At 65.2% G+C, this 25038-nt stretch carries 24 protein-coding genes, 1 tRNA gene and 1 pseudogene; 16 read left to right on the top strand and 10 right to left on the bottom strand.

All coding sequences use genetic code 11. The annotated features are described in order from the left end of the window. Positions 1-142 precede the first annotated feature (142 nt). The 3 genes from gpmI (at position 143) to ACSX1D_RS01300 (ending at position 4370) form a co-directional block, all read left to right on the top strand. On the top strand, positions 143-1678 hold the full coding sequence (gene gpmI, locus ACSX1D_RS01310) for a 2,3-bisphosphoglycerate-independent phosphoglycerate mutase (protein ID WP_439860645.1): 1536 nt from the start codon (positions 143-145) through the stop codon (positions 1676-1678). Between the two features lie 107 nt (positions 1679-1785). Beyond that, positions 1786-3027, top strand: coding sequence for a murein hydrolase activator EnvC family protein (locus ACSX1D_RS01305; RefSeq protein WP_439860644.1), 1242 nt, complete (start codon positions 1786-1788; stop codon positions 3025-3027). 32 nt (positions 3028-3059) lie between these two features. After that, positions 3060-4370, top strand: a complete 1311-nt coding sequence (locus ACSX1D_RS01300) for a S41 family peptidase (RefSeq protein WP_439860643.1) — start codon at positions 3060-3062, stop codon at positions 4368-4370. A gap of 59 nt (positions 4371-4429) precedes the next feature. Here ACSX1D_RS01300 and ACSX1D_RS01295 read toward each other — a convergent pair whose 3' ends face one another. The 8 genes from ACSX1D_RS01295 to hisB all read right to left on the bottom strand — a co-directional run bounded on the left by ACSX1D_RS01295 (position 4430) and on the right by hisB (position 10178). Next, positions 4430-5185: a substrate-binding periplasmic protein gene (locus ACSX1D_RS01295; RefSeq protein WP_439860642.1), complete on the bottom strand. Its 756-nt coding sequence runs from the start codon at positions 5183-5185 to the stop codon at positions 4430-4432. A 130-nt stretch (positions 5186-5315) separates the two neighbouring features. Then, entirely contained in the window at positions 5316-6071 is a 756-nt protein-coding gene (locus tag ACSX1D_RS01290) for a substrate-binding periplasmic protein (RefSeq protein ID WP_439860641.1), read from the bottom strand. Positions 6072-6174: 103 nt separating this feature from the next. Next, positions 6175-6909: a substrate-binding periplasmic protein gene (locus tag ACSX1D_RS01285; protein ID WP_439860640.1), complete on the bottom strand. Its 735-nt coding sequence runs from the start codon at positions 6907-6909 to the stop codon at positions 6175-6177. Positions 6910-7054: 145 nt separating this feature from the next. Further along, positions 7055-7825, bottom strand: coding sequence for an imidazole glycerol phosphate synthase subunit HisF (gene hisF, locus ACSX1D_RS01280; protein WP_439860639.1), 771 nt, complete (start codon positions 7823-7825; stop codon positions 7055-7057). Between the two features lie 83 nt (positions 7826-7908). Continuing rightward, positions 7909-8646 carry a 1-(5-phosphoribosyl)-5-[(5-phosphoribosylamino)methylideneamino]imidazole-4-carboxamide isomerase gene (gene hisA, locus ACSX1D_RS01275; RefSeq protein WP_439860638.1) on the bottom strand — a complete coding sequence of 246 codons (738 nt, stop codon included), beginning with the start codon at positions 8644-8646 and terminating at the stop codon, positions 7909-7911. Between the two features lie 38 nt (positions 8647-8684). Further along, positions 8685-8945, bottom strand: a complete 261-nt coding sequence (locus tag ACSX1D_RS01270) for a DUF2164 domain-containing protein (protein WP_439860637.1) — start codon at positions 8943-8945, stop codon at positions 8685-8687. Next, a complete protein-coding gene (hisH, locus tag ACSX1D_RS01265; protein WP_439860636.1) occupies positions 8946-9584 on the bottom strand; it encodes an imidazole glycerol phosphate synthase subunit HisH in 639 nt (212 codons plus the stop codon). After that, positions 9585-10178: an imidazoleglycerol-phosphate dehydratase HisB gene (gene hisB / locus ACSX1D_RS01260; RefSeq protein WP_208707997.1), complete on the bottom strand. Its 594-nt coding sequence runs from the start codon at positions 10176-10178 to the stop codon at positions 9585-9587. Between the two features lie 366 nt (positions 10179-10544). Between hisB and ACSX1D_RS01255 the strand changes: the two genes are divergently transcribed. From ACSX1D_RS01255 to ACSX1D_RS01195, 13 genes and pseudogenes are all read left to right on the top strand, one after another. Beyond that, a complete protein-coding gene (locus ACSX1D_RS01255; protein WP_439860635.1) occupies positions 10545-10943 on the top strand; it encodes an acetyl-CoA sensor PanZ family protein in 399 nt (132 codons plus the stop codon). Positions 10944-11051: 108 nt separating this feature from the next. Next, positions 11052-11237: pseudogene (locus ACSX1D_RS01250) on the top strand (NAD(P)/FAD-dependent oxidoreductase); the annotation flags it as partial. A gap of 60 nt (positions 11238-11297) precedes the next feature. After that, on the top strand, positions 11298-13529 hold the full coding sequence (locus ACSX1D_RS01245; protein WP_439860634.1) for an AsmA family protein: 2232 nt from the start codon (positions 11298-11300) through the stop codon (positions 13527-13529). Further along, positions 13526-14605, top strand: coding sequence for an A/G-specific adenine glycosylase (mutY, locus tag ACSX1D_RS01240; RefSeq protein ID WP_439860633.1), 1080 nt, complete (start codon positions 13526-13528; stop codon positions 14603-14605). The genes ACSX1D_RS01245 and mutY overlap by 4 nt, the downstream gene beginning before the upstream one ends. Further along, positions 14602-14874 carry an oxidative damage protection protein gene (locus ACSX1D_RS01235; RefSeq protein ID WP_208707992.1) on the top strand — a complete coding sequence of 91 codons (273 nt, stop codon included), beginning with the start codon at positions 14602-14604 and terminating at the stop codon, positions 14872-14874. Before mutY ends, ACSX1D_RS01235 begins: the two co-directional genes overlap by 4 nt. Before the next feature lie 89 nt (positions 14875-14963). Further along, positions 14964-15039: transfer RNA gene (locus tag ACSX1D_RS01230), tRNA-Phe, on the top strand. Between the two features lie 164 nt (positions 15040-15203). Further along, entirely contained in the window at positions 15204-15656 is a 453-nt protein-coding gene (locus tag ACSX1D_RS01225) for an Arm DNA-binding domain-containing protein (protein WP_439860632.1), read from the top strand. Beyond that, entirely contained in the window at positions 15643-16851 is a 1209-nt protein-coding gene (locus tag ACSX1D_RS01220) for a tyrosine-type recombinase/integrase (RefSeq protein ID WP_439860631.1), read from the top strand. Before ACSX1D_RS01225 ends, ACSX1D_RS01220 begins: the two co-directional genes overlap by 14 nt. A 103-nt stretch (positions 16852-16954) precedes the next feature. Beyond that, positions 16955-17947: a hypothetical protein gene (locus ACSX1D_RS01215; protein WP_439860630.1), complete on the top strand. Its 993-nt coding sequence runs from the start codon at positions 16955-16957 to the stop codon at positions 17945-17947. A gap of 107 nt (positions 17948-18054) precedes the next feature. Continuing rightward, the gene (locus tag ACSX1D_RS01210) at positions 18055-18273 is read left to right on the top strand and encodes a helix-turn-helix transcriptional regulator (RefSeq protein WP_439860629.1); all 219 of its coding nucleotides are present in this window, start codon (positions 18055-18057) and stop codon (positions 18271-18273) included. After that, positions 18274-18630: a hypothetical protein gene (locus ACSX1D_RS01205; RefSeq protein ID WP_439860628.1), complete on the top strand. Its 357-nt coding sequence runs from the start codon at positions 18274-18276 to the stop codon at positions 18628-18630. 132 nt (positions 18631-18762) lie between these two features. After that, a complete protein-coding gene (locus tag ACSX1D_RS01200) occupies positions 18763-19635 on the top strand; it encodes a toprim domain-containing protein (protein WP_439860627.1) in 873 nt (290 codons plus the stop codon). Then, positions 19632-21383 (top strand): DUF927 domain-containing protein, encoded by a 1752-nt coding sequence (locus tag ACSX1D_RS01195; RefSeq protein ID WP_439860626.1) that lies wholly within the window; start codon positions 19632-19634, stop codon positions 21381-21383. Before ACSX1D_RS01200 ends, ACSX1D_RS01195 begins: the two co-directional genes overlap by 4 nt. Before the next feature lie 894 nt (positions 21384-22277). Here the strand turns inward: ACSX1D_RS01195 and ACSX1D_RS01190 are convergent. Further along, positions 22278-23795 (bottom strand): class I adenylate-forming enzyme family protein, encoded by a 1518-nt coding sequence (locus ACSX1D_RS01190; RefSeq protein WP_439860625.1) that lies wholly within the window; start codon positions 23793-23795, stop codon positions 22278-22280. 115 nt (positions 23796-23910) lie between these two features. Beyond that, complete coding sequence (locus ACSX1D_RS01185) at positions 23911-25038, bottom strand: helix-turn-helix domain-containing protein (RefSeq protein ID WP_439860624.1); 1128 nt, start codon at positions 25036-25038, stop codon at positions 23911-23913.

Genomic DNA, 25038 nt, shown 5'->3' with positions numbered 1-25038 from the left:
GCGCGGTTCCGGGACGGTAAAATGCCGGCCAGTATACACAGCCCCACAGGTCGGCCAAAGCCCGCCCGGCGGTGACGCCTCCGCCACTTGGCCGTAAAATGCCAAGCCTTTTTTGCCCCCTCAAGCAGAGCGAGCCAGCTTTATGTGCGCCACGCCCAAACCCCTGGTACTGATCATCCTCGACGGCTTCGGCCACAGCGACAGTCCCGAGCACAACGCCATCCACGCGGCCAACACCCCGGTCTACGATCGCCTGCGCGCCACCCAACCCCACAGCCTGATCTCCGGCAGCGGCATGGACGTCGGCCTGCCGGATGGCCAGATGGGCAACTCCGAGGTCGGCCACATGAACCTCGGCGCCGGCCGCGTGGTGTATCAGGACTTCACCCGGGTGACCAAGGCCATTCGCGATGGCGAGTTCTTCGACAACGCGGCCATCTGCAGCGCGGTCGACCGGGCGGTGGGCGCCGGCAAGGCGGTGCACATCCTCGGCCTGCTCTCCGATGGCGGCGTGCACAGCCACCAGGAGCACATCGCCGCCATGGCCGAACTGGCGGCCCAGCGCGGCGCCGACAGGATCTACCTGCACGCCTTCCTCGATGGCCGCGACACCCCGCCGAAAAGCGCCCAGTCGTCCATCGAACTGCTCGACGCCACCTTCGCCAAGCTCGGCAAGGGACGCATCGCCAGCCTGATCGGCCGCTACTTCGCCATGGACCGCGACAACCGCTGGGACCGGGTCGAGCAGGCCTACCAACTGATCGTCGACGGCCAGGGCCAGTTCCAGGCCGACGACGCCAGCGCCGGCCTGGCGGCCGCCTACGCGCGCGGCGAGAGCGACGAATTCGTCAAGGCCACGGTCATTGGCGCACCGGTGCAGGTAGAGGACGGCGACGCCGTGGTGTTCATGAACTTCCGCGCCGACCGCGCCCGCGAACTGAGCCGCGCCTTCGTCGAGGCGGACTTCAAGGAATTCGCCCGAACCCGCCAGCCGCAGCTGGCCGACTTCGTCATGCTCACCCAGTACGCCGCGAGCATCCCGGCGCCCAGCGCCTTCAAGCCGGAGGCGCTGACCAACGTGCTCGGCGAATACCTGGCCAAGCAGGGCAAGACCCAGCTGCGCATCGCCGAAACCGAGAAGTACGCCCACGTCACCTTCTTCTTCTCCGGCGGCCGTGAAGAGCCGTTCGCCGGCGAAGAGCGCATCCTCATCCCCTCGCCGAACGTCGCCACCTACGACCTCAAGCCGGAGATGAGCGCGCCGGAGGTCACCGACCGCATCGTCGAGGCCATCGAGCAGCAACGCTACGACCTGATCGTGGTCAACTACGCCAATGGCGACATGGTCGGCCACACCGGCGTGTTCAGCGCCGCGGTCAAGGCGGTGGAGTGCCTGGACAGCTGCGTCGGGCGCATCGTCGAGGCCCTGGACAAGGTCGGCGGCGAGGCGCTGATCACCGCCGACCACGGCAACGTCGAGCAGATGGAAGACACCTGCACCGGCCAGGCCCATACCGCCCACACCTGCGAGCCGGTGCCCTTCATCTATGTCGGCAAGCGCCCCGTCAGCCTGCGCCACGGCGGCGTCCTGGCCGACGTCGCGCCGACCCTGCTGGAACTGATGGGCCTGGCCAAGCCGGCGGAAATGACCGGCACCAGCATCATCAGCCTGCAGTAACCGCGATAAATGGTTAAACGCCCCACTCCCTGCGGACTGGGGCGTTTTTTTTGCCCGTCACCCCGGGCATACTAAGGCCACTCCCCGCCCCCGGTGCCGTCGACTCCATGTTTCGCGCCCTCGCCCTGATTGTCCTGTCCTGCCTGCTCATCCCGGCCTTCGCCGATGACAAGGCCGATGCCCAGAAACAGCTGGAAGCCGCCCGCGCCGACGTGGCCGAGCTGAAGAAGCTGCTGCAGCAGTTGCAGCAGGAAAAATCCGGGGTGCAGCAGGACCTGCAGAAGACCGAGACCGAGATGGGCCAGCTGGAGAAGCAGGTCAAGGGCCTGCAGCAGGAGCTGCAGCAGGGCGAAGAGGAGATCCAGCGCCTCGACCAGGAGGAAAAAAAACTCCAGGGCGCGCGCCTTGAGCAGCAGCGCCTGATCGGCATCCAGGCCCGCGCCGCCTACCAGAGCGGGCGCCAGGAATACCTCAAGCTGCTGCTCAACCAGCAGAATCCGGAAAAGTTCTCGCGCACCCTGACCTACTACGACTACCTCAGCGACGCGCGCATGGAGCAGCTGGCCACCTTCAACGAGACCTTGCGCCAGCTGCACAACGTCGAGCAGGACATCGCCAGCCAGCAACGCCAGCTGCAGGAACACAAGAGCGCCCTCGACAGCCGCCGCGAAGAGCTCGCCCAGGCACGCCAGCAGCGCCAGCAGGCGCTGGCCAAGCTGAACCAGGAGTTCTCCGCCCGCGACCGCAAGCTCAAGGCGCGCCAGCAGGAGCAGGAGCAACTGGCGCGGGTACTGAAGACCATCGAGGCGACCCTCGCCCGCCAGGCCCGCGAAGCCGAAGAGGCGCGCCAGCGCGCCCTGGCCGAAGCCCGCCAGCGACCACGCCAGGACGACCCGGCCAGCGCCGCCGGCCCCCTGGTCAGCGCCGGCGCGACCTACGGCGGGCCCTTCGCCCAAGCCCGCGGCAAGCTGCCCTGGCCGGTCGACGGCCGCCTGGTGGCGCGTTACGGCGCACCGCGCGGCGGCGATGCCCGGACCAAATGGGACGGCGTGCTGATCGGCGCCGCCGCCGGCAGCCAGGTGCGCGCCGTGCATGGCGGGCGCGTGGTATTCGCCGACTGGTTGCGCGGCGCCGGGCTTCTGGTCATTCTCGACCATGGCAATGGCTACCTGAGCCTGTACGGGCACAATCAGAGCCTGCTGAAAGACCCAGGCGATCTGGTCAAGGCCGGCGAGCCCATCGCCACCGTCGGCACCAGTGGCGGCCAGGACACGCCGGCCCTGTATTTCGCGATTCGCCAGCAGGGCCGCCCCAGCGATCCGGCACAATGGTGCCGGGCGCAAGGATAGGCGCCACCTCATTCCGTAGGAGTTAGTTCGACATGCCGCATCTGCCCCGCCTCACCACTCTGGCCCTGAGCATCGCCCTGCTCGGTGGCGCGCCCCTGCTGCACGCGGCGGAACCGGCGGAGGAGGCTGCTGCCACGGCAAGCGGCAAGGCACCGCTGCCGCTGGAGGACCTGCGCACCTTCGCCGAGGTGCTCGACCGCATCAAGGCGGCCTATGTCGAGCCGATCAGCGACAAGACCCTGCTGGAAAACGCGATCAAGGGCATGCTCAGCAACCTCGACCCGCACTCGGCCTACCTCGACATCGATGCCTTCCGCGAGCTGCAGGAGAGCACCAGCGGCGAGTTTGGCGGCCTGGGCATCGAAGTCGGCATGGAGGACGGTTTCGTCAAGGTGGTCTCGCCGATCGACGACACTCCGGCGTCCAGGGCCGGCATCCAGCCCGGCGACCTGATCATCAAGATCGACGGCCAGCCGACCAAGGGCCTGTCGATGCTCGAGGCGGTGGACAAGATGCGCGGCGAAGCCGGCAGCAAGATCCAGCTGACCCTGGTCCGCGAGGGCGGCAAGCCGTTCGACGTCGAGCTGACCCGCGCGGTGATCAAGGTGCGCAGCGTCAAGAGCCAGCTGCTCGAGGACGGCTACGGCTACCTGCGCATCACCCAGTTCCAGGTCAACAGCGGCGACGAGGTGCTCAAGGCCCTGAACAAGTTGCGCAAGGACAACGGCAACAAGCTCAACGGCCTGGTCCTGGACCTGCGCAACAACCCCGGCGGCGTGCTGCAGGCGGCGGTCGAGGTCTCCGACCACTTCCTCAAGAAGGGCCTGATCGTCTACACAGAGGGGCGCATCGCCAACTCCGAGCTGCGCTTCTCCGCCGACCCGGCCGACCCCAGCGAAGGCGTGCCGCTGGTGGTGCTGATCAACGGCGGCAGCGCCTCGGCCTCGGAGATCGTCGCCGGCGCCCTGCAGGACCACAAGCGCGGCGTGCTGATGGGCACCGATAGCTTCGGCAAGGGCTCGGTGCAGACCGTCCTGCCGCTGAACAACGACCGCGCCCTGAAGCTCACCACCGCGCTGTACTACACCCCCAACGGCCGCTCGATCCAGGCCCAGGGCATAGTGCCGGACATCGAGGTGGCGCGGGCCAAGCTGACCCGCGAGCAGGACGACGGCAACTTCAAGGAAGCCGACCTGCAGGGTCACCTGGGCAACGGCAACGGCGGCGCCGACAAGCCGAGCAAGGGCCAGAGCGCACGGCCGACGCGGCCGCAGGACGACGACTACCAGCTGGCCCAGGCCCTCAACCTGCTCAAGGGGCTGAACGTCACCCGCGGCGAATAATCGCCCAGCCAACAAAAAAGCCCGGACCTGAGTGCCGGGCTTTTTTGTGGGCGGCGCGCCTACAGGTAGCTGTTGGTCATGTCGTCGACGAAGCCTTCGCTGCGCAACTCATCCAAAGCCTTCTGCAGACGCTGCACCACCTCGTCCGGGGTGTCCTTGTTCAGCGCCAGGTACAGCTCGGCCTCGTTGAAACGCAGCACCGTGGTCAGGCCGCTGACGCCTTCCTGCTTGGCCAGGTAGCGGCCGACCGGATCGGTGGTGGCCCACAGGTCGATCTGCCCCTTGAGCAGCTTCTGCACGTTCTGCTGATCGCGCAGCGCGTTGATCGGCTGCAGCCCCTGGCTTTCCAGGTGCTGACTGACCGCGTCGTTCTTGTAGGCGCCGACCTTGTACTGCGCGGCGTCCTTCAGGCTCTTCAGACTGAGGTTGTTGCCCGGCGCGGCGAGCAGCACCCAGCCGCTCTTGGCGATCGGCCCGACCCACTTGAACAGCGGCTGGCGTTCGGGGGTGAAGGTGGTGGAGAACAGTCCGTAGTTGGGCTTGTCCAGGGTCAGGCGGTACAGGCGATCCCAGGGAAAGCGCAGGGTCAGGCTGTAGTCGATCTTGGCCCGCTTGAACATGGCACGAACGATCTCGGCGCTGATGCCGTCGATGCCGTCATCGCGGGCGAAGTTCTTGTCGTCCACCGCCATGTTGAACGGTGGGAAGTTCTCGGTCAGCAGCACCACCTTGTAGCCATAGGGCAGCTCGGCCTGGGCCGCACAGGCACTGAGGATGAGGCCGAACAACAGGCCGATTTTCAGAGTTTTCAACATAAGTCTCCCCGCTCGCTTGATTTGTGATTATGGCTAGCGGCTTCCCTGCTCGGGCGAAGCCCCGGCGACGTATGACGCTCGGCGTCGGCCATCCCTGGCAGTGCGCCGGCTTGTGGCCGGCACACAGGTTTTACAGATACTTGTCGAGGACAGCGTCGACGCCCCCCTCGTCACGCATCCTGTCCAGCTCACCCTGCAGCTTCTGCACCACCTCGTCCGGCACCTCCTTGTTGAGCGCCAGGTAGAGCTGGGCGCTGTCGAAACGCAGCACGGTCTTCAGCCCGGCGATACCCGCCTGTTTCGCCAGGTAGCGGCCGGCCGGGTCGCCGGTGGCCCAGAGGTCGATCTTGCCCTCCATGAGCTTCTCGGCATTAAGCTGGTCGCGCAGCGCGGTGATCGGCTGCAGGCCCTGCTCCTCCAGGTGCTCGGCGATCGCATCGCCCTTGTAGGCGCCAACCCGGTACTGCTTGGCTTCTTCCAGGCTATTCAGACGGATCGAACTGTCGGCCCGGGCCAGCAACACCCAGTCATCCGGACCGATCGGCCCGACCCACTTGAACAGCGCCTCGCGCTCCGGCAGGCGTGCGGCGACGAACACGCCGTAGCCCGGCTTCTCCAGCGCCAGCTTGTAGATACGGGCCCAGGGAAAGCGCAGGGTCAGGTTGTACTGGATGCCGGCGCGCTTGAACATCTCGCGGACGATATCCACTGCGATGCCGTCGAGGTTCTCTTCACGGGCGTAATTCTTGCCATTGACCGCCATGTTGTAGGGCGGAAAGTTCTCGGTGAGCAGCACCATGCGGTAGTCGGGGTCGATCTCGGCCTGGACCGCGCCAGTCGTCAGCATCAGGGTGCCGGCCAAGGCCAGCCACAGGCGTTTGAACATGGATGCTCCCGTAGTTATTGATGCACAGGCCGGCCAGCATACCCAGCCCGCCCCGCTTCGCCCAGCCTCCATCGGCAAATCGCGGCCATGCGCGTGACGGACCTCAGTAGCGCGCCACTATCGCGCTCAGCTCCCCCTCGGTGCGCAAGGCGTCCAGGGCCGTCTGCAGGCGCCGCACCAGGTCATCGGGCGTGGCGAGATTCAGCGCTAGATAGAGCTCGGCTGTATGGAAGCGCTGCACCACCCTGAGGCCATCCAGGCCCTCCTGCTTGGCCAGGTAGCGCCCGCTCGGGTCGGCGGTCACCCACAGGTCGATCTGGCCCTTGAGCAGCTTCTCGACGTTCTTGTTATCCCGCAGCGCGGTCTGCACCGGCAGGCCGCGATCGATCAGGTACTGGCTGATGGCATCGCCCTTGTAGCCGCCGATGCGGTACTGCGCCGCCGCCTGCAGGTCGCCCAGCTGGATCGGGCTGTCGGCCTTGGCCATCAGCACCCAGTCGTTGCTGGCAATCGGCCCGACCCACTTGAACAATTTCTCCCGCGCCGGCGTGCGGGCGGCGGAGAACAGGCCATAGCCCGGTTCGTTGAGCGCCTGCTGATAGACCCGCTCCCAGGGAAACCTGAGGATCTGCTGGCACTCGACCTGGGCGCGCTTGCAGACCGCGCGCAGGGTGTCGGAGCTGATGCCGGTGATGCCATCGTTCTTGGCGAAATTGCGGCCACTGACCGACTGATTGAAGGGGGCGAGGTTTTCGGTGAGCAGGACCAGGTTCTGGGCATGCGCCAGGCTGGCGCCAAGCAGCAGCACAACAACAGCGAGCAGCCGTACGGCAGGCATCGGGGACTCCGTGTCGAGAAACAGCGTAGGGGGGCACAAGCGGCCTGAACGGCCGGTGCGCGGACGCTGAAATTCTAACCGGGGCCAGGCGGCCGGTCTGTCGACTCGGCCGCACTGCGCCCCTGGCGAGGCCCGTCCGAGGCGATCAGCGCACCACGATGCCGCGGCTGGCCAGGTAGGCCTTGGCTTCCGGCACGGTGTACTCGCCGAAGTGGAAGATGCTCGCCGCCAGCACCGCATCGGCCTTGCCCTCGAGGATGCCGGCGGCCAGGTGTTCGAGGTTGCCGACGCCACCGGAGGCGATCACCGGGATGCCGACGAACTCGCTGATGGCGCGGGTCACGCCCAGGTCATAGCCGCTCTTCACGCCGTCCTGGTCCATGCTGGTCAGGAGAATCTCGCCGGCGCCGAGGTCCTCCATCTTCTTCGCCCAGAGCACGGCGTCCAGGCCGGTGGGCTTGCGCCCGCCGTGGGTGAAGATCTCCCAGCGCCCCGGCTCGCCCGGCGCCGAGACGCGCTTGGCGTCAATGGCGACGACGATGCACTGGGAGCCAAAACGCTGCGCCGCCTCACCGACGAATTCCGGGTTGAACACCGCGGCGGTGTTGATCGACACCTTGTCGGCGCCGGCGTTGAGCAGATTGCGGATGTCCTGAACAGTCCTGACCCCACCTCCGACTGTCAGCGGGATAAACACCTGGCTGGCCATGCGCTCGACCGTGTGCAGGGTGGTATCGCGGCCATCGACGCTGGCGGTGATGTCGAGGAAGGTGATCTCGTCGGCGCCCTGCTCGTCGTAGCGGCGGGCGATCTCCACCGGGTCGCCGGCGTCGCGGATATTCTCGAACTGGACGCCCTTGACCACGCGGCCGTTGTCCACGTCGAGGCAGGGGATGATGCGTTTGGCGAGGGCCATGGCAATCTCTCTCGTAGGGTGCGCCGCGCGCACCGAAAACCGTCACAGGTGCGCGCGGCCCAGGCGGCCGCGCACGCCCGACCTCAGCCGTTGTAGGCGTCGCAGTAGGCCTGGGCCTCGGCCACGTCCAGGGTGCCTTCGTAGATCGCGCGGCCGGTGATGGCGCCGATGATCCCCGGCGCCTTGGCGGCCAGCAGCTTGCCGATGTCGCCGAGGTTGTGGATGCCGCCGGAGGCGATCACCGGGATACGACTGGCGGCCGCCAACGCGGCGGTAGCCTCGACGTTGCAGCCCTGCATCATGCCGTCCTTGGCGATGTCGGTGTAGACGATCGCCGAGACGCCATCAGCCTCGAAGCGCTTGGCCAGGTCGATGGCCTGCACGCTGCTGACCTCGGCCCAGCCGTCGGTGGCGACGAATCCGTCCTTGGCATCCAGGCCGACGATCACCTTGCCCGGGAAGGCCTTGCAGGCCTCGGCGACAAACTCCGGCTCCTTCACCGCCTTGGTGCCGATGATCACGTAGCTGACCCCGGCCCTGACGTAGTGCTCGATGGTTTCCAGGGAGCGGATGCCGCCGCCGATCTGGATCGGCAGGTTGGGATAGCGCTTGGCGATGGCGGTGACCACCTCGCCGTTGACCGGCTGGCCCTCGAAGGCGCCATTGAGGTCAACCAGGTGCAGCCGGCGGCAGCCGCCCTCCACCCACTTGGCGGCCATGCTCACCGGGTCGTCGGAAAACACCGTGGAGTCTTCCATGCGGCCCTGGCGCAGACGCACGCAGGCGCCGTCCTTGAGATCGATAGCGGGGATAATCAGCATTGGGTGAACCTGTTCGAGTCTGTGGAAGTCGATGCGGGTCAGCTCTTCTCGAGCGCCCACAAGTCGCTTTCGATGCTGTCGAACCTGTCCTTCAGGTGCGCCTGCACATCGAAGATCGCCTTGTTGTAAAACTGTGGGGCTATGTCGCGGGCGAACCGGTCGAGCAGCTCCTGTACCTCGAAGCTGCCCAGTTGCAGCTCGAAGCGCTCGGCCATGAAGTCCTTGAGCAGGCGCAGCGCGGCCTGCTCCTGCTCGGCCTCCAGGCGCAACTGCGGCGCCCGTAGCTTGCCCCGGTTCATCTACCAGCGGCCATCCCAGGCGGCGAAGTTCTGCAGCAGCTGCAGACCATGGGTATGGCTCTTCTCCGGGTGGAACTGCACGGCGAAGCGCGACCCGTCGGCCAGCGCCGCGGCGAAGTCCTTGCCATAATGGCCGCGACCGACCACCTGCTGCGCCTTGCCGGCCTCGACGTAGTAGCTGTGCACGAAGTAGAAGCGGGCCTGGTCGGGAATGTCGTGCCACAGCGGATGTTTGACCGACTGGCTCACCTGGTTCCAGCCCATGTGCGGCACCTTGAGCTGCTCGCCCTCTTCCACCAGGCCCTTGCCGAAGAAACGCACCTGGCCGGGGAACAGGCCGATGCAGTCGACCCCCTCGTTCTCCTCGCTGCGCTCGAGCAGCGCCTGCATGCCGACGCAGATGCCGAGGAAGGGGCGATCCTGGCTGACCTCACGCACCAGCTGATCGAAGCCCAGGCGGCGGATCTCGGCCATGCAGTCGCGGATCGCGCCGACCCCGGGGAACACCACCCGGTCGGCCTCGCGGATCACCTGGGCGTCGCTGGTCACCAGCACCCGACCGGCACCGACATGCTCCAGCGCCTTGGCCACCGAGTGCAGGTTGCCCATGCCGTAATCGATAACAGCGACCGTCTGCATTTACAGGCAACCCTTGGTCGACGGCATCTGCCCGGCCATGCGCTCGTCCAGGGTCACGGCCATGCGCAGGGCGCGGCCGAAGGCCTTGAATACGGTTTCGATCTGGTGGTGGGTGTTGCTGCCGCGCAGGTTGTCGATATGCAGGGACACCAGGGCGTGGTTGACGAAGCCCTGGAAGAACTCCTGGAACAGGTCGACATCGAAGCCGCCGACCACCGCGCGGGTGAACGGCACGTGCATCTGCAGGCCGGGACGACCGGAGAAATCGATCACTACGCGCGACAGCGCCTCGTCCAGCGGCACATAGGAATGGCCGTAGCGGGTCATGCCCTTCTTGTCGCCGATGGCCTTGGTGAAGGCCTGGCCGAGGGTGATGCCGACGTCCTCGACGGTGTGGTGGTCGTCGATATGCAGGTCGCCCTGGCACTCGATATCCAGGTCGATCAGGCCGTGACGGGCGATCTGGTCGAGCATGTGCTCGAGGAAGGGTACGCCGATAGCGAAGCGCGCCTTGCCGGTGCCATCCAGGTTGATCGAGACCTTGATCTGGGTCTCCAGGGTGTTGCGCTCGACGAATGCCGTACGTTCGGCCATCACCTGCTCCACAAAATCAGTGTGCGAAAGGGGCGACATTATAGGCCGATATGCTCGAAAGCTTGAAGCAAGCCGACCATTTGCAAGGAACTGCAGGCGCGCAACCCCAGCACCAGCCAGCCAGCGCTCGCGGACCGGGGAGGCGAGCATGCATCTGCTGAGCAGAAAAACCGGCTGTCCAAGGGGCCCGAGCGGTACGAGAAGAGCAGCCATAAGCGCTATTCTCTTGGCAGGCACAAGGGCAGACGCGACGGCGCAACAGTCGTCAGCAGTCTCTCCCCACCGGATGCCGAAGCCGCTACCTGCCTTGCCCACACCCCAACCGGCAAGGCGCCATCAATCAATCGAATAGCTACAGGTCGGAACATGCCCGTTATCGTCGAACGCCCCTCCCCTGCCAGCGCCCAGGACCTCATCGACCTGGCCAAGATCTACCGGGACGCGCCGGACTGGCTGCTGCCGCCCTATGCCGACGGCGAGGCGCTGATCCAGGCGAACCTCAACAGCGGCCGACTGCTCGCCGGGCGCTTCAACGACCGCCTGCTCGGCGCCGCCCTGCTCGAGCGCGGCGAGGACTGCTGGCGACTGTCCCACCTGTGCGTGCGCGCCATTACGCGCAACCGCGGCGTGGCCCGGCGCCTGCTGGACGAGGCCAGCCGCCTGGCTCGCGAAGCCGGCAAGCCGCTGCACCTGGTCGCCCCCGAGGACCAGCTGGAGGCGCACGCACTGGCTGCGCGTCGCGGCCTGCCCTTGGACAACCTCTGACCGCAGACAGCCCCTTTCCGCGCGGCCGGCCAACAGGGGCGGCCCGGGGCCTCCTCTTGCTGCCGTCGCTGAGGGCGACGCCCATCGTGGCCGGCCCCCGACAGCGCCCGCCTGACGCCCGCCTACAGCGGCATCCGGGCGAAGCTCTGCGGCCCCGGGGAACCACCCGCCGACTTCATCATCCAACGGCCTGGCGAGTACGGCCTGGCCGGGCCGGTCAACCTGTTCGGCATCGAGTCGCCGGGGCTGACCGCCAGCCTGGCCATCGCCGAACGCGTGGCGCAGTCGCTTTGATCCACGCGGCGTTATACTTTCGCGCTCTCCCTCCATGCCATTCAAAACAAGGAATCGTCCATGAAAGCGCTCGGCAAGATCCTGGGTCTGTTTTTCCTCGGACTGTTGCTGATCATCGTGGCCCTGGGCTTCGCCCTGACCCACCTGTTCGATCCCAACGACTACAAAGACGAGATCCGTCAGCTGGCCCGCGACAAGGCCAACTTGGAGCTGACGCTCAAGGGCGACATCGGCTGGAGCCTGTTCCCCTGGCTCGGCCTGGAGCTGACCGACGCCACCCTGGCCAGCGCCACCACGCCGAACCAGCCGTTCGCCGACCTGCGCCTGCTCGGCCTGTCGGTGCGCGTGCTGCCGCTGCTGCGCAAGGAAGTGCAGATGAGCGATATCCGCATCGACGGCCTCAACCTCAGCCTGCAGCGTGACGCCAAGGGCCGCGGCAACTGGGAAGACGTCGGCCGCCCCGCGCCTGTCGCCGGCACCATGCCCGCGCCGAGCACGGGCGCCGGCAACGAGGCGAACGGCGAGGCGCCGGCCAGCCCGGCCGAACGCAGCCAGCCGATCAAGCTGGACATCGACAGCCTGATCGTCAACAACGCGCGCATCGACTACCGCGACGAGCGCAAGGGCCAGCAGTTCAGCGCCGAAAGCATCCAGCTGACCACCGGCGCCATCCGCGAAGGCGCCAGCATCCCGGTCAAGCTCAGCGCCTTCTTCGGCACCAACCAGCCGCTGCTGCGTGCGCGCAGCGAACTGCAGGGCCGGCTGCGCTTCGACCGCGCGCTCAAGCGCTACCAGCTGGAGGGCACCCGCCTCTCCGGCGAGGCGTCGGGCGAGCCGTTCGATGGCCAGACCCTGACCTACGCACTGCAGGGCGAACTGCTGGTCGACCTGGCCGCCCAGGTCGCCGAATGGAATGGCCTGAAGCTCTCGGCCAACCAGCTGCGCGCCCTCGGCGAGCTCAAGGTGCGCGACCTGGACAAGACGGCCAAGCTGTCCGGCGGCCTGTCCATCGCGCCGCTCAACCTGCGTGATTTCCTCACTGGCATCGGCCAGCCACTGCCGCCGATGAGCGACGCCAAGGCCCTCGGCGAGTTCGAACTGGTCACCCGCCTGAGCGGCAGCCCGAACAGCCTGAGCCTAGACGAACTGCAATTGAAGCTCGACGACAGCAGCTTCAGCGGCCAACTGGCGGTCAGCGACCTCACCAAGCAGGCGCTGCGGGTCAAGCTCAAGGGCGACCACCTGAACCTCGACCGCTACCTGCCGCCGCCGACCAAGGACGCCAAGGGCGCCGACAGCGCGCGCCGGGTCGAGGTCAAGGAGGCCGTCTCCCGCGCCGGCAGCAATGGCAGCAGCCCGCTGCCCGATGCGCCGACCCAGCAAGCCTGGAGCGCCAAGGCGCTGCTGCCGATCGACCAGTTGCGCAAGCTCGACCTGCAGCTGGCCCTCGACCTCGACCAGCTCACCTTCGACCAGCAGGTGATCGACGCACTGAACCTCAAGACCAAGGGCGCCGCCGGCGTCCTGACCCTGGAGGAGCTGCGCGGCAAGCTCGGCGGCGGCAGCTTCGACGCCAAGGGCCGCATCGACGTGCGCCCGGCGATTCCCCTGCTCAGCCTGCAGCAGCGCCTCAAGCGAATCCCCCTCGAGCCCTTCCTGAAGAGCGACGAGCAGGCCTCGCCGATCAAGGGGCTGCTCGACCTGCAGGCCGACCTGAGCACCAGCGGCAACAGCGAGAAAGCCTGGATCGACGGCCTCAACGGCACCGCCAGCTTCGCCCTCGCGGACGGCGTGCTGGTCGATGCCAACCTCGAGCATCAGCTGTGCCGGGGCATTGCCACCCTCAACCGCAAGGTCCCGGGTAATCAGCCAGGCGGCAAGGACACACCATTCGAAACCCTGCAGGGCACCCTGACCCTGCGCAATGGTGTGGCCAGCAATAACGACCTCAAGGCCAGCATCCCCGGCCTCAGCGCCAAGGGCGACGGCGACCTCGACTTGCGCGTGCTCGGCCTCGACTACCGCGTCGGCGTCACCATCGAGGGCGACCAGCGCGCCATGCCCGACCCGGCCTGCCAGGTCAATGAGCGCTACGTCGGCATCGAGTGGCCACTGCGCTGCCGTGGCCCCCTGGAGCTCGGCGCCAAGGCCTGCCGGCTGGATCAGGAGGGCCTGGGCAAGATCGCCGCGCGCCTGGCCGGCGGCAAGCTCACCGAGAAGCTCGAGGAGAAGCTCGGCGACAAGGTCAGCCCGGAACTCAAGGACGCGCTCAAAGGCCTGTTCAAGCAATGAGTCCCGAGCAGTTTTCCGCGGCGGTACTCGACTGGTACGACAGCCACGGACGCAAGGACCTGCCCTGGCAACAGGGCATCAACCCCTACCGCGTGTGGGTCTCGGAAATCATGCTGCAGCAGACCCAGGTCAGCACCGTGCTCGGCTATTTCGACCGCTTCATGGCCGCGCTGCCGACCGTGCGCGACCTGGCCGAGGCGGCCGAGGACGAAGTGCTGCACCTGTGGACGGGGCTGGGTTACTACACCCGCGCCCGTAACCTGCAGAAGGCCGCGCGCATCGTCATGGCCGAGTATGGCGGCGAGTTCCCCCGCGATGTCGAGGCCCTGACCGCCCTGCCGGGCATCGGCCGCTCCACCGCCGGCGCCATCGCCAGCCTGAGCATGGGCCTGCGCGCACCGATTCTCGACGGCAACGTCAAGCGCGTGCTGGCCCGCTATGTCGCCCAGCAGGGCTACCCCGGCGAGCCCAAGGTGGCGAAACAGCTGTGGCAGATCGCCGAGCGTCTGACCCCGCAGACCCGGGTCAATCACTACACCCAGGCGATGATGGACCTGGGCGCCACCCTCTGCACGCGCAGCAAACCGAGCTGCCTGCTCTGCCCGCTGCGCGGCGGCTGCCAGGCGCACCTGCTCGGCCTGGAGATTCGCTACCCGATGCCCAAGCCACGCAAGGCCCTGCCGCAGAAGCGCACGCTGATGCCGCTGCTGACCAATGGCGCCGGCGAGATCCTGCTCTACCGCCGCCCCTCCAGCGGCCTGTGGGGCGGCCTGTGGAGCCTCCCGGAACTCGACGACCTGCAGGCCCTCGAGGCCCTGGCCGAGCGCCACGCCCTGCGCCTCGGCGCGCGCCACGAGCTGGACGGGCTGACCCACACCTTCAGCCACTTCCAACTGACCATCGAGCCCTGGCTGATCCACGCGGAGGTCGCCGCCCACGCCGTGGCCGAGGCCGACTGGCTCTGGTATAACCTCGCCACCCCGCCGCGCCTGGGCCTCGCCGCCCCGGTGAAGAAACTGCTGAAGCGCGCGGCCGACACCCTCAATGCCCATCCCATTTCTGGAGAGCAGCCATGACCCGCACCGTGATGTGCCGCAAGCACAAGCAAGAACTGCCCGGCCTGGATCGCCCACCCTATCCGGGCGCCAAGGGCGAAGACATCTACAACAACGTCTCCAGGCAAGCCTGGGACGAATGGCAGAAGCACCAGACCCTGCTGATCAACGAACGCCGTCTGAACATGATGAACGCCGAGGACCGCAAGTTCCTCCAGGCCGAGATGGACAAGTTCCTCTCCGGCGAGGAATACGCCCAGGCTGAAGGCTATGTGCCGCCCAGCGAATAAGCCCTGAACGTAAACACCCGAAATAGTTAAATATTTTTCAACCTCGCGCTTGACAGGCATAAGCCAAAACCGTCTAATAGCGCCCCGTTGCCCAGGTAGCTCAGTCGGTAGAGCAGGGGATTGAAAATCCCCGTGTCGGCGGTTCGATTCCGTCCCTGGGCACCACCTTTCGTTTTCAGGTGGTGCCAAAACCACCCGAAAGCCCACAAGAAACCCGCCTAGTGCGGGTTTTTTGTTGCCTGTGATTCCCCAGCCTTCCCTTGTAAGCCCCAAATATTGGGGGTATATCTGGTGGTACCACCGGTTCGGTCTATAACGGTACCCCCAGAATGGACGCCAAGCTGGACAGCAGAGCGTTTAGAGCACTCAAGCCGAAAGAGAAGGCTTACAAGGTTGGAGCCGGGGCCGGCCTGCATCTCGAGGTAATGCCGAACGGCTCCAAGCTGTGGCGCATCAAGTACTACCTCGAGGGCAGGGAGAGACGACTGGCCCTGGGCGCCTTTCCTGCCGTATCGCTGGCGCAGGCCGTCAAGCTAAGAGACAGCACCCGCGCGACCATCAAAGCCGGCAACGACCCCGCCGCCATCCGCAAAGCCGAACGTTCCGACCGCGCAACCCAGCGCACCAGAGCGAAAGCCTTTCGTCTGGTCATGACGCTGGAAAACTCGCTGACCATCGAAAAGCCCCGCCAGATTCTTACCCTGACGCCCGAGCAGACCGCCGCCGTTCGCGCCTTCCTGCTGGTCGTTGAACCGGAGGGCAAAAGCCATGGCCCTGACTGATAGCGCAATCAAGACTGCCAAGCCCAAGGAAATGCCCTACAAGCTGAGCGACGCCCACGGGCTGTACCTGCTCGTTAATCCGAATGGGTCGAAACTGTGGCGCCTGAAATTCAGGGTTAACGGCAAAGAGAAGGGGTTAGCCTTGGGCGCCTACCCCACCGTCACCCTCGCCCAAGCTCGCCAGAAGCGCGAGGAAGCACGAAAGCAGCTCGCGGAAGGCGGAGACCCGAGCGAGCAGAAAAAAGCTGCCAAACAAGCACATAGGACCTCAGGCGTTACTTTCGAATCGCTAGCGCAGGAGTGGTACGCCTACAACGCGCCACGCTGGGCAAAAAGCACGCGCTACAAGGCCAAGCTGTATCTGGATAACGACATCATCCCCGGCATCGGCTCGCGCCCGGTCAAGGCCATCACCCGCCCCGAGCTGGTGAAGCTGGTGCGCAAGGTGGAGGCGCGCGGCGCGCTGAACGCCGCCGGCAAGATTCGCCAGTGGCTCCACCAGATATTCCGCTTTGGTTTGGCCAGCGGCGTGGTGGACGCCAACCCAGCCACCGATCTGGACGTGGTGGCCGCACCAGCCGAAGCCGCACGCCATCACCCGCACGTCAGCTTCGCCGAGCTGCCGGAGCTGCTGGGCAAGATCGACTCGACCAACATCAGCACCCTGACCCGCTGCGCCATCCAGCTGCTGGTACTGACCGCCACACGCCCCGGCGAACTACGCGCCGCCCGTTGGAGTGAGTTCGACCTAGACGCTGCCACCTGGACAATCCCCAAGGAGCGCATGAAGGCCCGCCGCCCGCATGTGGTGCCCCTACCCCGCCAGGCGGTAGCCACCCTGCGCCAGCTCCATGAGATCACCGGGACCTATGCCCTGCTGTTTCCCGGACAACAGAATGCCGAGCGCCCCATGTCAGAAAATACCATTAACAAGGCACTACGCCTGATGGGCTACGAAGGCCGCCAGACCGGCCACGGCTTCCGCCACCTGCTGAGCACCGAGCTTAACGGGCGCGGCTACAACCGCGACTGGATCGAGCGCCAGCTAGCCCACGGCGACAAGGACGAAATCCGGGACACATACAACCATGCTACCTATCTGGAGCAGCGCCGGGAGATGATGCAAGCCTGGGCCGACTCGATAGACGCGACTGCCGCTGGCACCAATGTGGTGAGCATCAAGCGCACGGTTTAACGGGCATGGCTGGCCTAGGCCGACGGGGTGTGAACCGAAATCCGCACGCCTGCCAGCTGATCTATTCAGAATGCGGAGGCACCTGGGGGCGCATATGAGGGGCTTGTTTGAGAGTATCGACCCGAAGGATTTGGTTTTTGAAGACCGACTTCATTGCTTGAAGCGCTTCGATCCATCCCCGGAGGGCTACCCCCGGAACGAGACCGACCCATTCGCTCCCTACTTTTACTGCCCCTACGACATGCGCATAGATACCGTCTACAACGACGCCGTCATGGTGCTTGATGATTTCAGCACGCGGGAGGTCGGCGAAATCAGGGAGGTGCTTAAACACGCCATCGAGGGCGGGAAAGAAAAATTTATTGAGCACCTCCGAAACGCCCAACCTGGTCACCCGGAAGAAATCTACGCAACCGCCGCAAAGAACATGCATGACCACGACAAACCTGGACTCCTCAGGCAGTTTCCCCCTGAAAGCAGACTGCTTTCCACAGGCAAGCAGCTCAACGAGCACCACGTATGGGCAGTCTTTGCGGTGGAAGAGGTCGCTGAGGCCTTACGGTTGATTGACATACCGATGTTCCCCAGTACACAAGAAACGCCGTCTGCAAGCCGCATCATGGAAGACATGGTGGAGATCGGGCTCAAGGTCGAACTGCCCACTAGGAGGAGCGAGCACAATAGACTAGTGAGGGCAGCTTATCGGTCACGCAGTAACGTGCAAAACGCAGCAGCGCACCTGATGTACGCCGCCCAGCATATCCAGTATGCGATTCTTCTTATTCTTACAGAGCATAACAAGGAAAAAAATAAGGCTGAAAAGATAATAACCGCCAAACGAATGGCGGGGCTCTTGGAGTTGAACAGCCTGAAGTCCGCAACCATTGACAGAGCGATTGCAATTGCTAAAGAGCTGTGGAAGGCCGACGCCGAGCGGCAGGAGTATCGCGTCAAGGATATGGCTGCCCTGGTCGCCGAAATATTGGAACGCGAAGGCATGGTTGGCCTCCCCTCCGTCGAGCGCATCAAGGAGTGGATAAAACCCGTTGCACCCGCATATGCCCGTTTAGGTGGTCGCCGCCGAAATACCCCTTAGCCGTAACGGATAACCCCATATCCGTTACGGAGTGGAAATTTTCACAGCATCCAAGCCCCGCCAACCTATGCCCCATGTCAACAACGCCACCCAAGGAGGCACATGACATGGCTGCATACCCCAACCCCGCCCAACTCCCCCGCCGCTTTATCAAGCTGGTGGAGGTCAAAGCACTGACCACCCTTTCCACATCCGAAATCTATCGGCGCATCGCCGCTGGCACCTTTCCGGCTCAAGTAACCCTTGGCCCAAAGTCAGTTGCCTGGATTGAGGCCGAGGTACTGGCGTGGTGTGATGAACTGGTCGCACAACGCGAGGTGGCTTAAATGAACATGCCCCCCCGAACCGGAGAACAATGCTGCCCACCGCAAGGCCTGAATAGCCAAGCCCCGGGCAAGATTTCCCGCGTCCTGCAGCATCTGTTCCACAGCTGCTCGCTAAATCGCTTCGAGGCCGAGCGTATTGGTGAGCATTGCTTGCACAGCACTATCAGTAGCTTCACGCATAACTATGGTTTGAGATTCGTGCGCACCACGGAGAAGGTGCCGAACCATTGGGGCGCACCTTGCGGCGTTATCCGCTGCAGGCTGCAGAGCAGCGAACACCGCCGTACCCAAACCGTGCTGCTGCTCCTGAACCAACGAAACACCGCACGCCCCCTTCGCTCTGAACTGAGGGCCTAACCCATGATGGCTTTCCAACCCTGCAAAGCAGCGGGGACGCCAAAGGCTTGTCCGAATTTAGCCCTGCGCGCAACTCACCCTCGCCCCCGTCGGCTCGGAACTCGTGCGGCTTATCACTGTGGAGGTACTGGTATGGATTGCCTGAGTTTGTTCCGCGACGCCCTGCAAGAGCATTACGGGCCGGTTGATTGGCTGCCAATAGCAGATGGCACCATCCGCCGCTTCCACGTGCCAGGCGATAAGCCCGGCACCTTGAACGGTGCTTATCAGCTTTTCCTGGATGGCATTGCCTCGGGCTGGTTCGGCACCTGGAAGGATGGCGGCAACTGGCATACTTGGAGCAGCCGCGCGCCTGTCGATTACTTAGAAGCGCAGATGTTCGCCCAGCGCATCGAGCAGGCACGACGCCAATACGAAACCGAGCAGCGCCAGCGTCAGCAAGCTGTTGCCGAGTATGCCGTCCGACTGTGGCGTGATGCCCGCCGCGCCGACTCCGCTCATCCTTACCTGGCACGCAAGGGCTGCCGTCCCTATGCCCTGCGCCAGTCGGGTGACGTGCTTCTGGTGCCGCTGACCTATGGCGGGCAACTGGTCAATCTGCAACGCATCAAGCCGGACGGCGACAAGCGCTTTCTATTCGGCGGCATGGTCAAGGGCTGCTGCTCTCTGCTGGGCAGCATCACACCCGGCCAGCCGCTGTACATATGCGAGGGCTGGGCAACCGGTGCCACGCTCCACGCCGAAACCGGCGCTGCCGCAGCCTGCGCCATGTCTGTCGGAAACCTCTTGGCGGTCGGCCAACAACTCCAGCGCGAACACCCCAACGCCGTGCTGATCGTAGCTGGCGATGACGACCGCATGACCGAAGGCAACCCTGGGCGAGCCGCCGCGACCAAGGCTGCTGCAGCGCTGGGCTGTGGTCTGGTCATGCCGCCCTGGTCGGGTGCCGAGCCGCTGACCCTTACCGACTTCAACGACCTTGCCAACTGGAGGGCCGCCCAATGACCGCAGCGACCGCAACCCCGCTGGTGCCCGAGGCAGAGGCGGCCAAGATCGACCGCCCGGTATATCGCGTCTACGACCACCCTATCACCCTGGAGGGAACCAAGCTGCGCCCCGGCGTGTGGTTCCACGGCCATCGGGAAGACCCCAAGACCGGTGACCGCTTGCCGTTCGATGAATGGCTGTGCGGGCCTTTGCATGTGGATGCCGTGACTCGCAACGAAGGCCAGGACGGCGACTATGGGCGCCTGCTGCGCTTGCGCAATGAGGATGACAAGTGGCTGACCTGGGCCATGCCCAACGAGCTGCTGGCCGGTCGGCCTGACGCAATCCTAGCGGTATTGCTGAGCATGGGCCTTAACTTGGACTACAAGCGCCGCGCTCAGGTTTGCCAGTACATCGCTGCGCAACACCCAAAGCGCCGGGTTATTGCGGCCACTTCGACCGGTTGGCACACGCCCGAGCTGTTCATCATGCCAAGGGAGCGCATCGGCAATGGCGAGGCGATCTTTCAGACCGAGACCGCCAATGGCGACGACTATCGCCAGGGCGGCACCCTGGACGGATGGCAATCGAGCATTGCCACCAAGTGCGAGGGTAACCCGTTGTTGCTACTGAGCGTGTGCGCCGCATTGGCCGGGCCGCTGCTGTATCACGTCCAGCGCCAGGGCGGAGGCTTTCACATTGTCGGCGACTCCAGCACCGGCAAGAGCAGCGCCATCCTTGCCGGCGCCTCGGTATGGGGCCACGGCGACGATTTCAAGCGCACTTGGCGCGCCACCGGTAACGGCCTGGAAGGCATCGCCGCCCAGCGAAACGACACTCTGCTGGCCCTGGATGAAATAGGTGAGGCCGACCCTCGGGAGATTGGCGCTGTCGTCTATGCGATGGCCAACGGCACCGGCAAGGCCAGGGCCAGCCGCAGCGGTAGCGCGCGCGCCGCCCGGCGCTGGCGCATCATGCTGTTTTCATCCGGCGAACTGGGGCTATCGGCACTGATGGCCGAGGGCGGTAAGCGCAGTCGCGCCGGCCAGGAAATCCGCCTTCTGGAAATTCCCGCACGCCGTACCTACGGCGCCTGGGACCACTTGCACGGCATGGCCGGGGGACGGGAGTTCTCTGATGCCATCCAGCGCGCCAGCGTGACTCACTTCGGCCACGCCGGGCCGGAGTTCATCCGTCAGCTGCTGGCGTCCGGTGACGTGGGCAAGCTGCCTGAGTGGCTGGCCGCAATGACAGCCAAGTACCCCAGCGCCAGCGGACAGGAAGGCCGCGCCGCAGAACGCTTTGCCCTAGTCGCGATGGCTGGGGAGTTGGCCATCAAGTATGGCGTGCTCCCTCTACCAGCCGGGCACATTCAAGCCGCTATGCTGGGGCTATTCGACCTGTGGCGCACTGGTCGTGGTACTGGCCTGAGCGAGGATATGCAGATACTCAAGTGCATCTCCGACTACATCGACCGGCATGGTGACACCCGCTTTTCAAATGCCGACGACCCAAACGGCCAAGCCCGCGACCGTGCCGGCTACTGGGTAGACACGCCAACTGGGCGCCTGTTCCTGTTCAACCGTCCCGGCCTGGAGGAGGCCGCCAAGGGATACGACCTGGACCGCGTGGTGCAGGCGCTTGATTCAGTCGGGGCCATCGCCAAGCGGGAGCACGGCAAGCACCAGCACAAAAAATGCCTACCGGACGGGACGAAGCCGCGCTTTTACTGGATCGACCCGGCGAAGCTGGAGCCGGAAAGATAAATGCATTCGGTTTATTTGAGGGGGAACCGAGGGCATCGGGGGAACTGTCTAGAGCCGTGGGGTTTCCAGCGGTTCCCCCGAATCAACATGGCAAGGGAACCTGGCCGGTAATAGCTCCCCCAGTTCCCCCGCCCTAAAAGCAGAGGGAACCGCTGCAGCCCACGTCGTTACTGGCTGTTCCCTCGGCTCCCCCAGTTCCCCAGGCCAATATCAAAAGGGAAATTGAAATGGGCCAACTGCCGCAGCTCGTCGAGCGTCTGGAGCTATCGAGCATGCCCGAGCCAACGCAAGCAATAATCGCCTGGTCGTTGACTCCTCAGCCCGCTGAATTGGGGCACGACAGCGAACTGCGCGCTCACACTGGCCGCCCTTAGAGCATCTGTGCAGGCCAGCACTTATGAGCAAGCCTTCCCCCTCCAGTCTCTTTGAGCACGCTTTACGGGCAGAAACCGGCCAAAAGCGGTCAATCCGTATTTGTGGAAAATGGGGCGATTCACTCATCGCATAACGACCTATAGCTAGCTCTAAATCAGCCTTTGTCGTCGCCAGCGCCTGGATCAAGCGAATAAGCTGCTGTACCTGGCCGATCTGAAGCGCGCAGGGGCTCACATGCCAGCAGGTGTTCGCCAGCCCAGGGTTTGAGAACATCGCCGCTGCTGTTCAAGCCGAATTGGCCGCGCCGCTGTTGCCGGAGTCATTGTTCACCCCAGACCGGACTCGGCCGCAGCCTAGAAAGCTGCTCAATAGCAACGCCACCCTAGGTTGAAGCTGATTCGCTAGCTGCTGATCGAAAGCGCCATGCAAGACAAGCTAGCCGATTGCCTGCGCGTGGCGGGCGCACGCCTTAACGCCCAGGGCCTCGGAGCCGGGCGATACCGACGTGCTCCGGGCGTCTCAGGAGACCGAGCGCGCCAGGCCCTGCCAATATGGCGCCCGCAGTTCGCGCTTGAGTACTTTTCCCGAGGCGTTGCGAGGCAAGGCGTCGTGAAAGTCCACCGAGCGCGGGCATTTGTAGTGCGCCAGGCGCTCGCGGCAGTAGCTCATCAGCTCGGCGGCGGTCGCCTCGGTGCCCGGGCGCAGCACCACGCAGGCCTTCACCGTCTCACCCCATTTGGCGTCCGGCACACCGATCACGGCGCAGTCGGCCACGGCCGGATGCTGGTACAGCACCCGCTCGACCTCCGCGGGGTAGACATTCTCCCCGCCACTGACGATCTGGTCCTTCAACCGGTCGGTGATGTACAGGTAGCCGTCGCGTACATGACCGCAGTCTCCGGTGCGCAACCAGCCGGAGGCGGTGCAGGCCTGGGCCGTCGCCTCGGGGTCGTTCCAGTACGCGCGCATGGTGCGCACAGAACGGACCCAGATCTCCCCGACTTCACCCTCGGCCAGGGGCGTACCGCTTTGGGGATCGACGATTTGCAACTCGGCCTCGGCGGCCGGCCGACCCGCCGCGCGCCACAGCGCCGGGTCGCGATGGTCTGCCGCGCTCAGCACCGTGGCCACGCCAGACGCCTCGGTCAGACCGTATATCTGGGTGAAGTCGCAGGCCAGCGCATCCATCGCCGCCTTCAACACGGGCTCGCCGATGGGCGAGCCCGCATAGAGAATCTGGCGCAAGCTGCTCAGCTCGGCAGGACAGGCGGTCAACTCGGCCAGCAGCATCTGGATCATCGACGGCACCAGGATGGTGTGGGAGATGCGGCGCCGGCCAAGGGTTTCGACAAAGGCACGCGGCTCGAACTTGTCCATGCCCTCCAGGCGCCCACCGACCACCAGGGGCACCAGCATGGCAATCACCCCGGCAATATGAAACACCGGCAGCGCATTGGCCATGCTGTCGCCCGCGCCAAAGGTGCTCACCGCGGTCGCCGCCCGCACCGCAGACATCACCCCGTCCGCGGACAACAGCACGCCTTTCGGCCGCCCGGTGGTACCAGAGGAATACAGCAGCAGCCCCGCCTCGGCGGACGGCGCCGGCAATGCGCGCGACGGCGCCTCGGCGTATTGCTCGGCACTGAGCGCCCGCACCGCGTCACGCCAGTGGGGCACCTGGGCCAGAGCCTCGGCGTAACCGTCGCTCAGGTCGGCATCGGCGATGACCAGACGCGGTGCGCCGTGCTGCAACACGAAGGCCAACTCGTCCGAAGCCAGCCGCCAGTTCAATGGCATAAAGATCGCCCCGAGGCGCAGTGCCGCGAGCAGGACCACCAGCGCGTCCAGGTGCGAACGTGTCAGCACCGCCACCCGGTCCCCCGTCGCCACCCCCTCGGCCTGCAGCCGCTCGGACAGCAGATCGCTGAGTAGCTGCAGCTGGCGAAAACTCCAGCTGCGCTCATGATCGACACAGGCAGCTGCCTCTGGCCGGTTTTGACTGTGCGCTGCCAGCACCTCGAGTATGCCGATCGTCATTGCACTGCTCCTTATGCCCGCCTGCTGCGGGTCTGGTCTGATTGTTGTTAGGGTCAAGCCGAGCGCCTAAACGGCCGCTGCGGCAATTGAGATGTCGGTGTTCTCTACCGCATCATCAAGCGGACCACGCCGTCGCTTGAGCGAGACTGGAGTCCTCACCAAACTCCATTCCAAAGCGTGGCTTGCAGTCGCGATAGGCCCCGGGGGCCATGCCGGTCCACTGCTTGAACGCACGATGAAAGGCACTGGGCTCGGAGTAGTCGAGGAGTTCGGCGATCTCGGCAATGGCGGGCCTGCCGCGCGCCAACAGCGTGCAGGCCATATCGCGGCGCAACTCGTCGCGTATCGCACTGAAGCGGGTACCCATCTCAGCGAGCCTGCGGTTCAGGGTTTGCCGAGACAGGCCCAAGGCCTCGGCGGCCTGGCTTGCAGTCAGGCCGGCATAAGGCTCTGCACAGGCCAACAGGCTGCGCAGGCGCGCCTCCAAGCCGCACGGCAAACCGGGGGCCAGCAGCGCGCTGGGTAACTGACGGGCGAACGGCTGCACCTGCTCAGACGCGCGGCCAAGCGGAGCACTCAGGCTGGCCAGGGGTAGCTCGAGCATGGCGGCCTCGGCGAAATCGGCTTTCGTCCCGAATAGAAAGCGTGCCTGTGAGGCGTGTTCGACGAGTGCCTGCGGTAGCGCCACACGCAGCAGCTGGATGGTTTGGCAGCTAAGCCAGCCGGCGGTATGCCATAACGCCAGGAGCAGCATCAGCACCCACATGGCCGACTCGGCATGGCGGGGCTCGGCAAGGTTGAGCCTGAGCCGCGCTACGCTCCCGCACGACTCGACAGACCAGGGTTCAGCATCACTGAACAGCGCGTAGAAACCAGCCGCCTCATGCAGAGCACTACCGACATCGGGCTGATGCACAAGCAGGCGCAGCAAGCGCTCGAAACTGCCCGGCGGCACCGGGCGGGCGAAATAGCCGTAGGCCTCGTCACGGCCGACCCAACAGGCCTGGCGGACCAGCGTTCGGTACTGGGCAGGAGCGATACGCGCGTCGCTCTCCAGCACCTGGAGCGACAGGCCACAGCGCTCAAGCAGAGCAGCCTGCGTGGCGGAGTCGAGGGAAAGCTGCGCCAGCAGTTCGCGAGCGAAGCGCGAGGGTACGGTCGCCCCTGCGTCCGCGATCCAGGGTCCGCGTCTGACGCGGCAGGCCTGAGTGCCGGCAGCAGACCACGGGTGTTGAGTCTTCAT

The organism is Pseudomonas sp. MBLB4136 (genome assembly GCF_051904765.1).
In the GTDB taxonomy this organism is placed as follows: domain Bacteria; phylum Pseudomonadota; class Gammaproteobacteria; order Pseudomonadales; family Pseudomonadaceae; genus Aquipseudomonas.
Note: the sequence above shows the minus strand (reverse complement) of the source record. Positions and strands in the feature narration are given on the sequence as shown.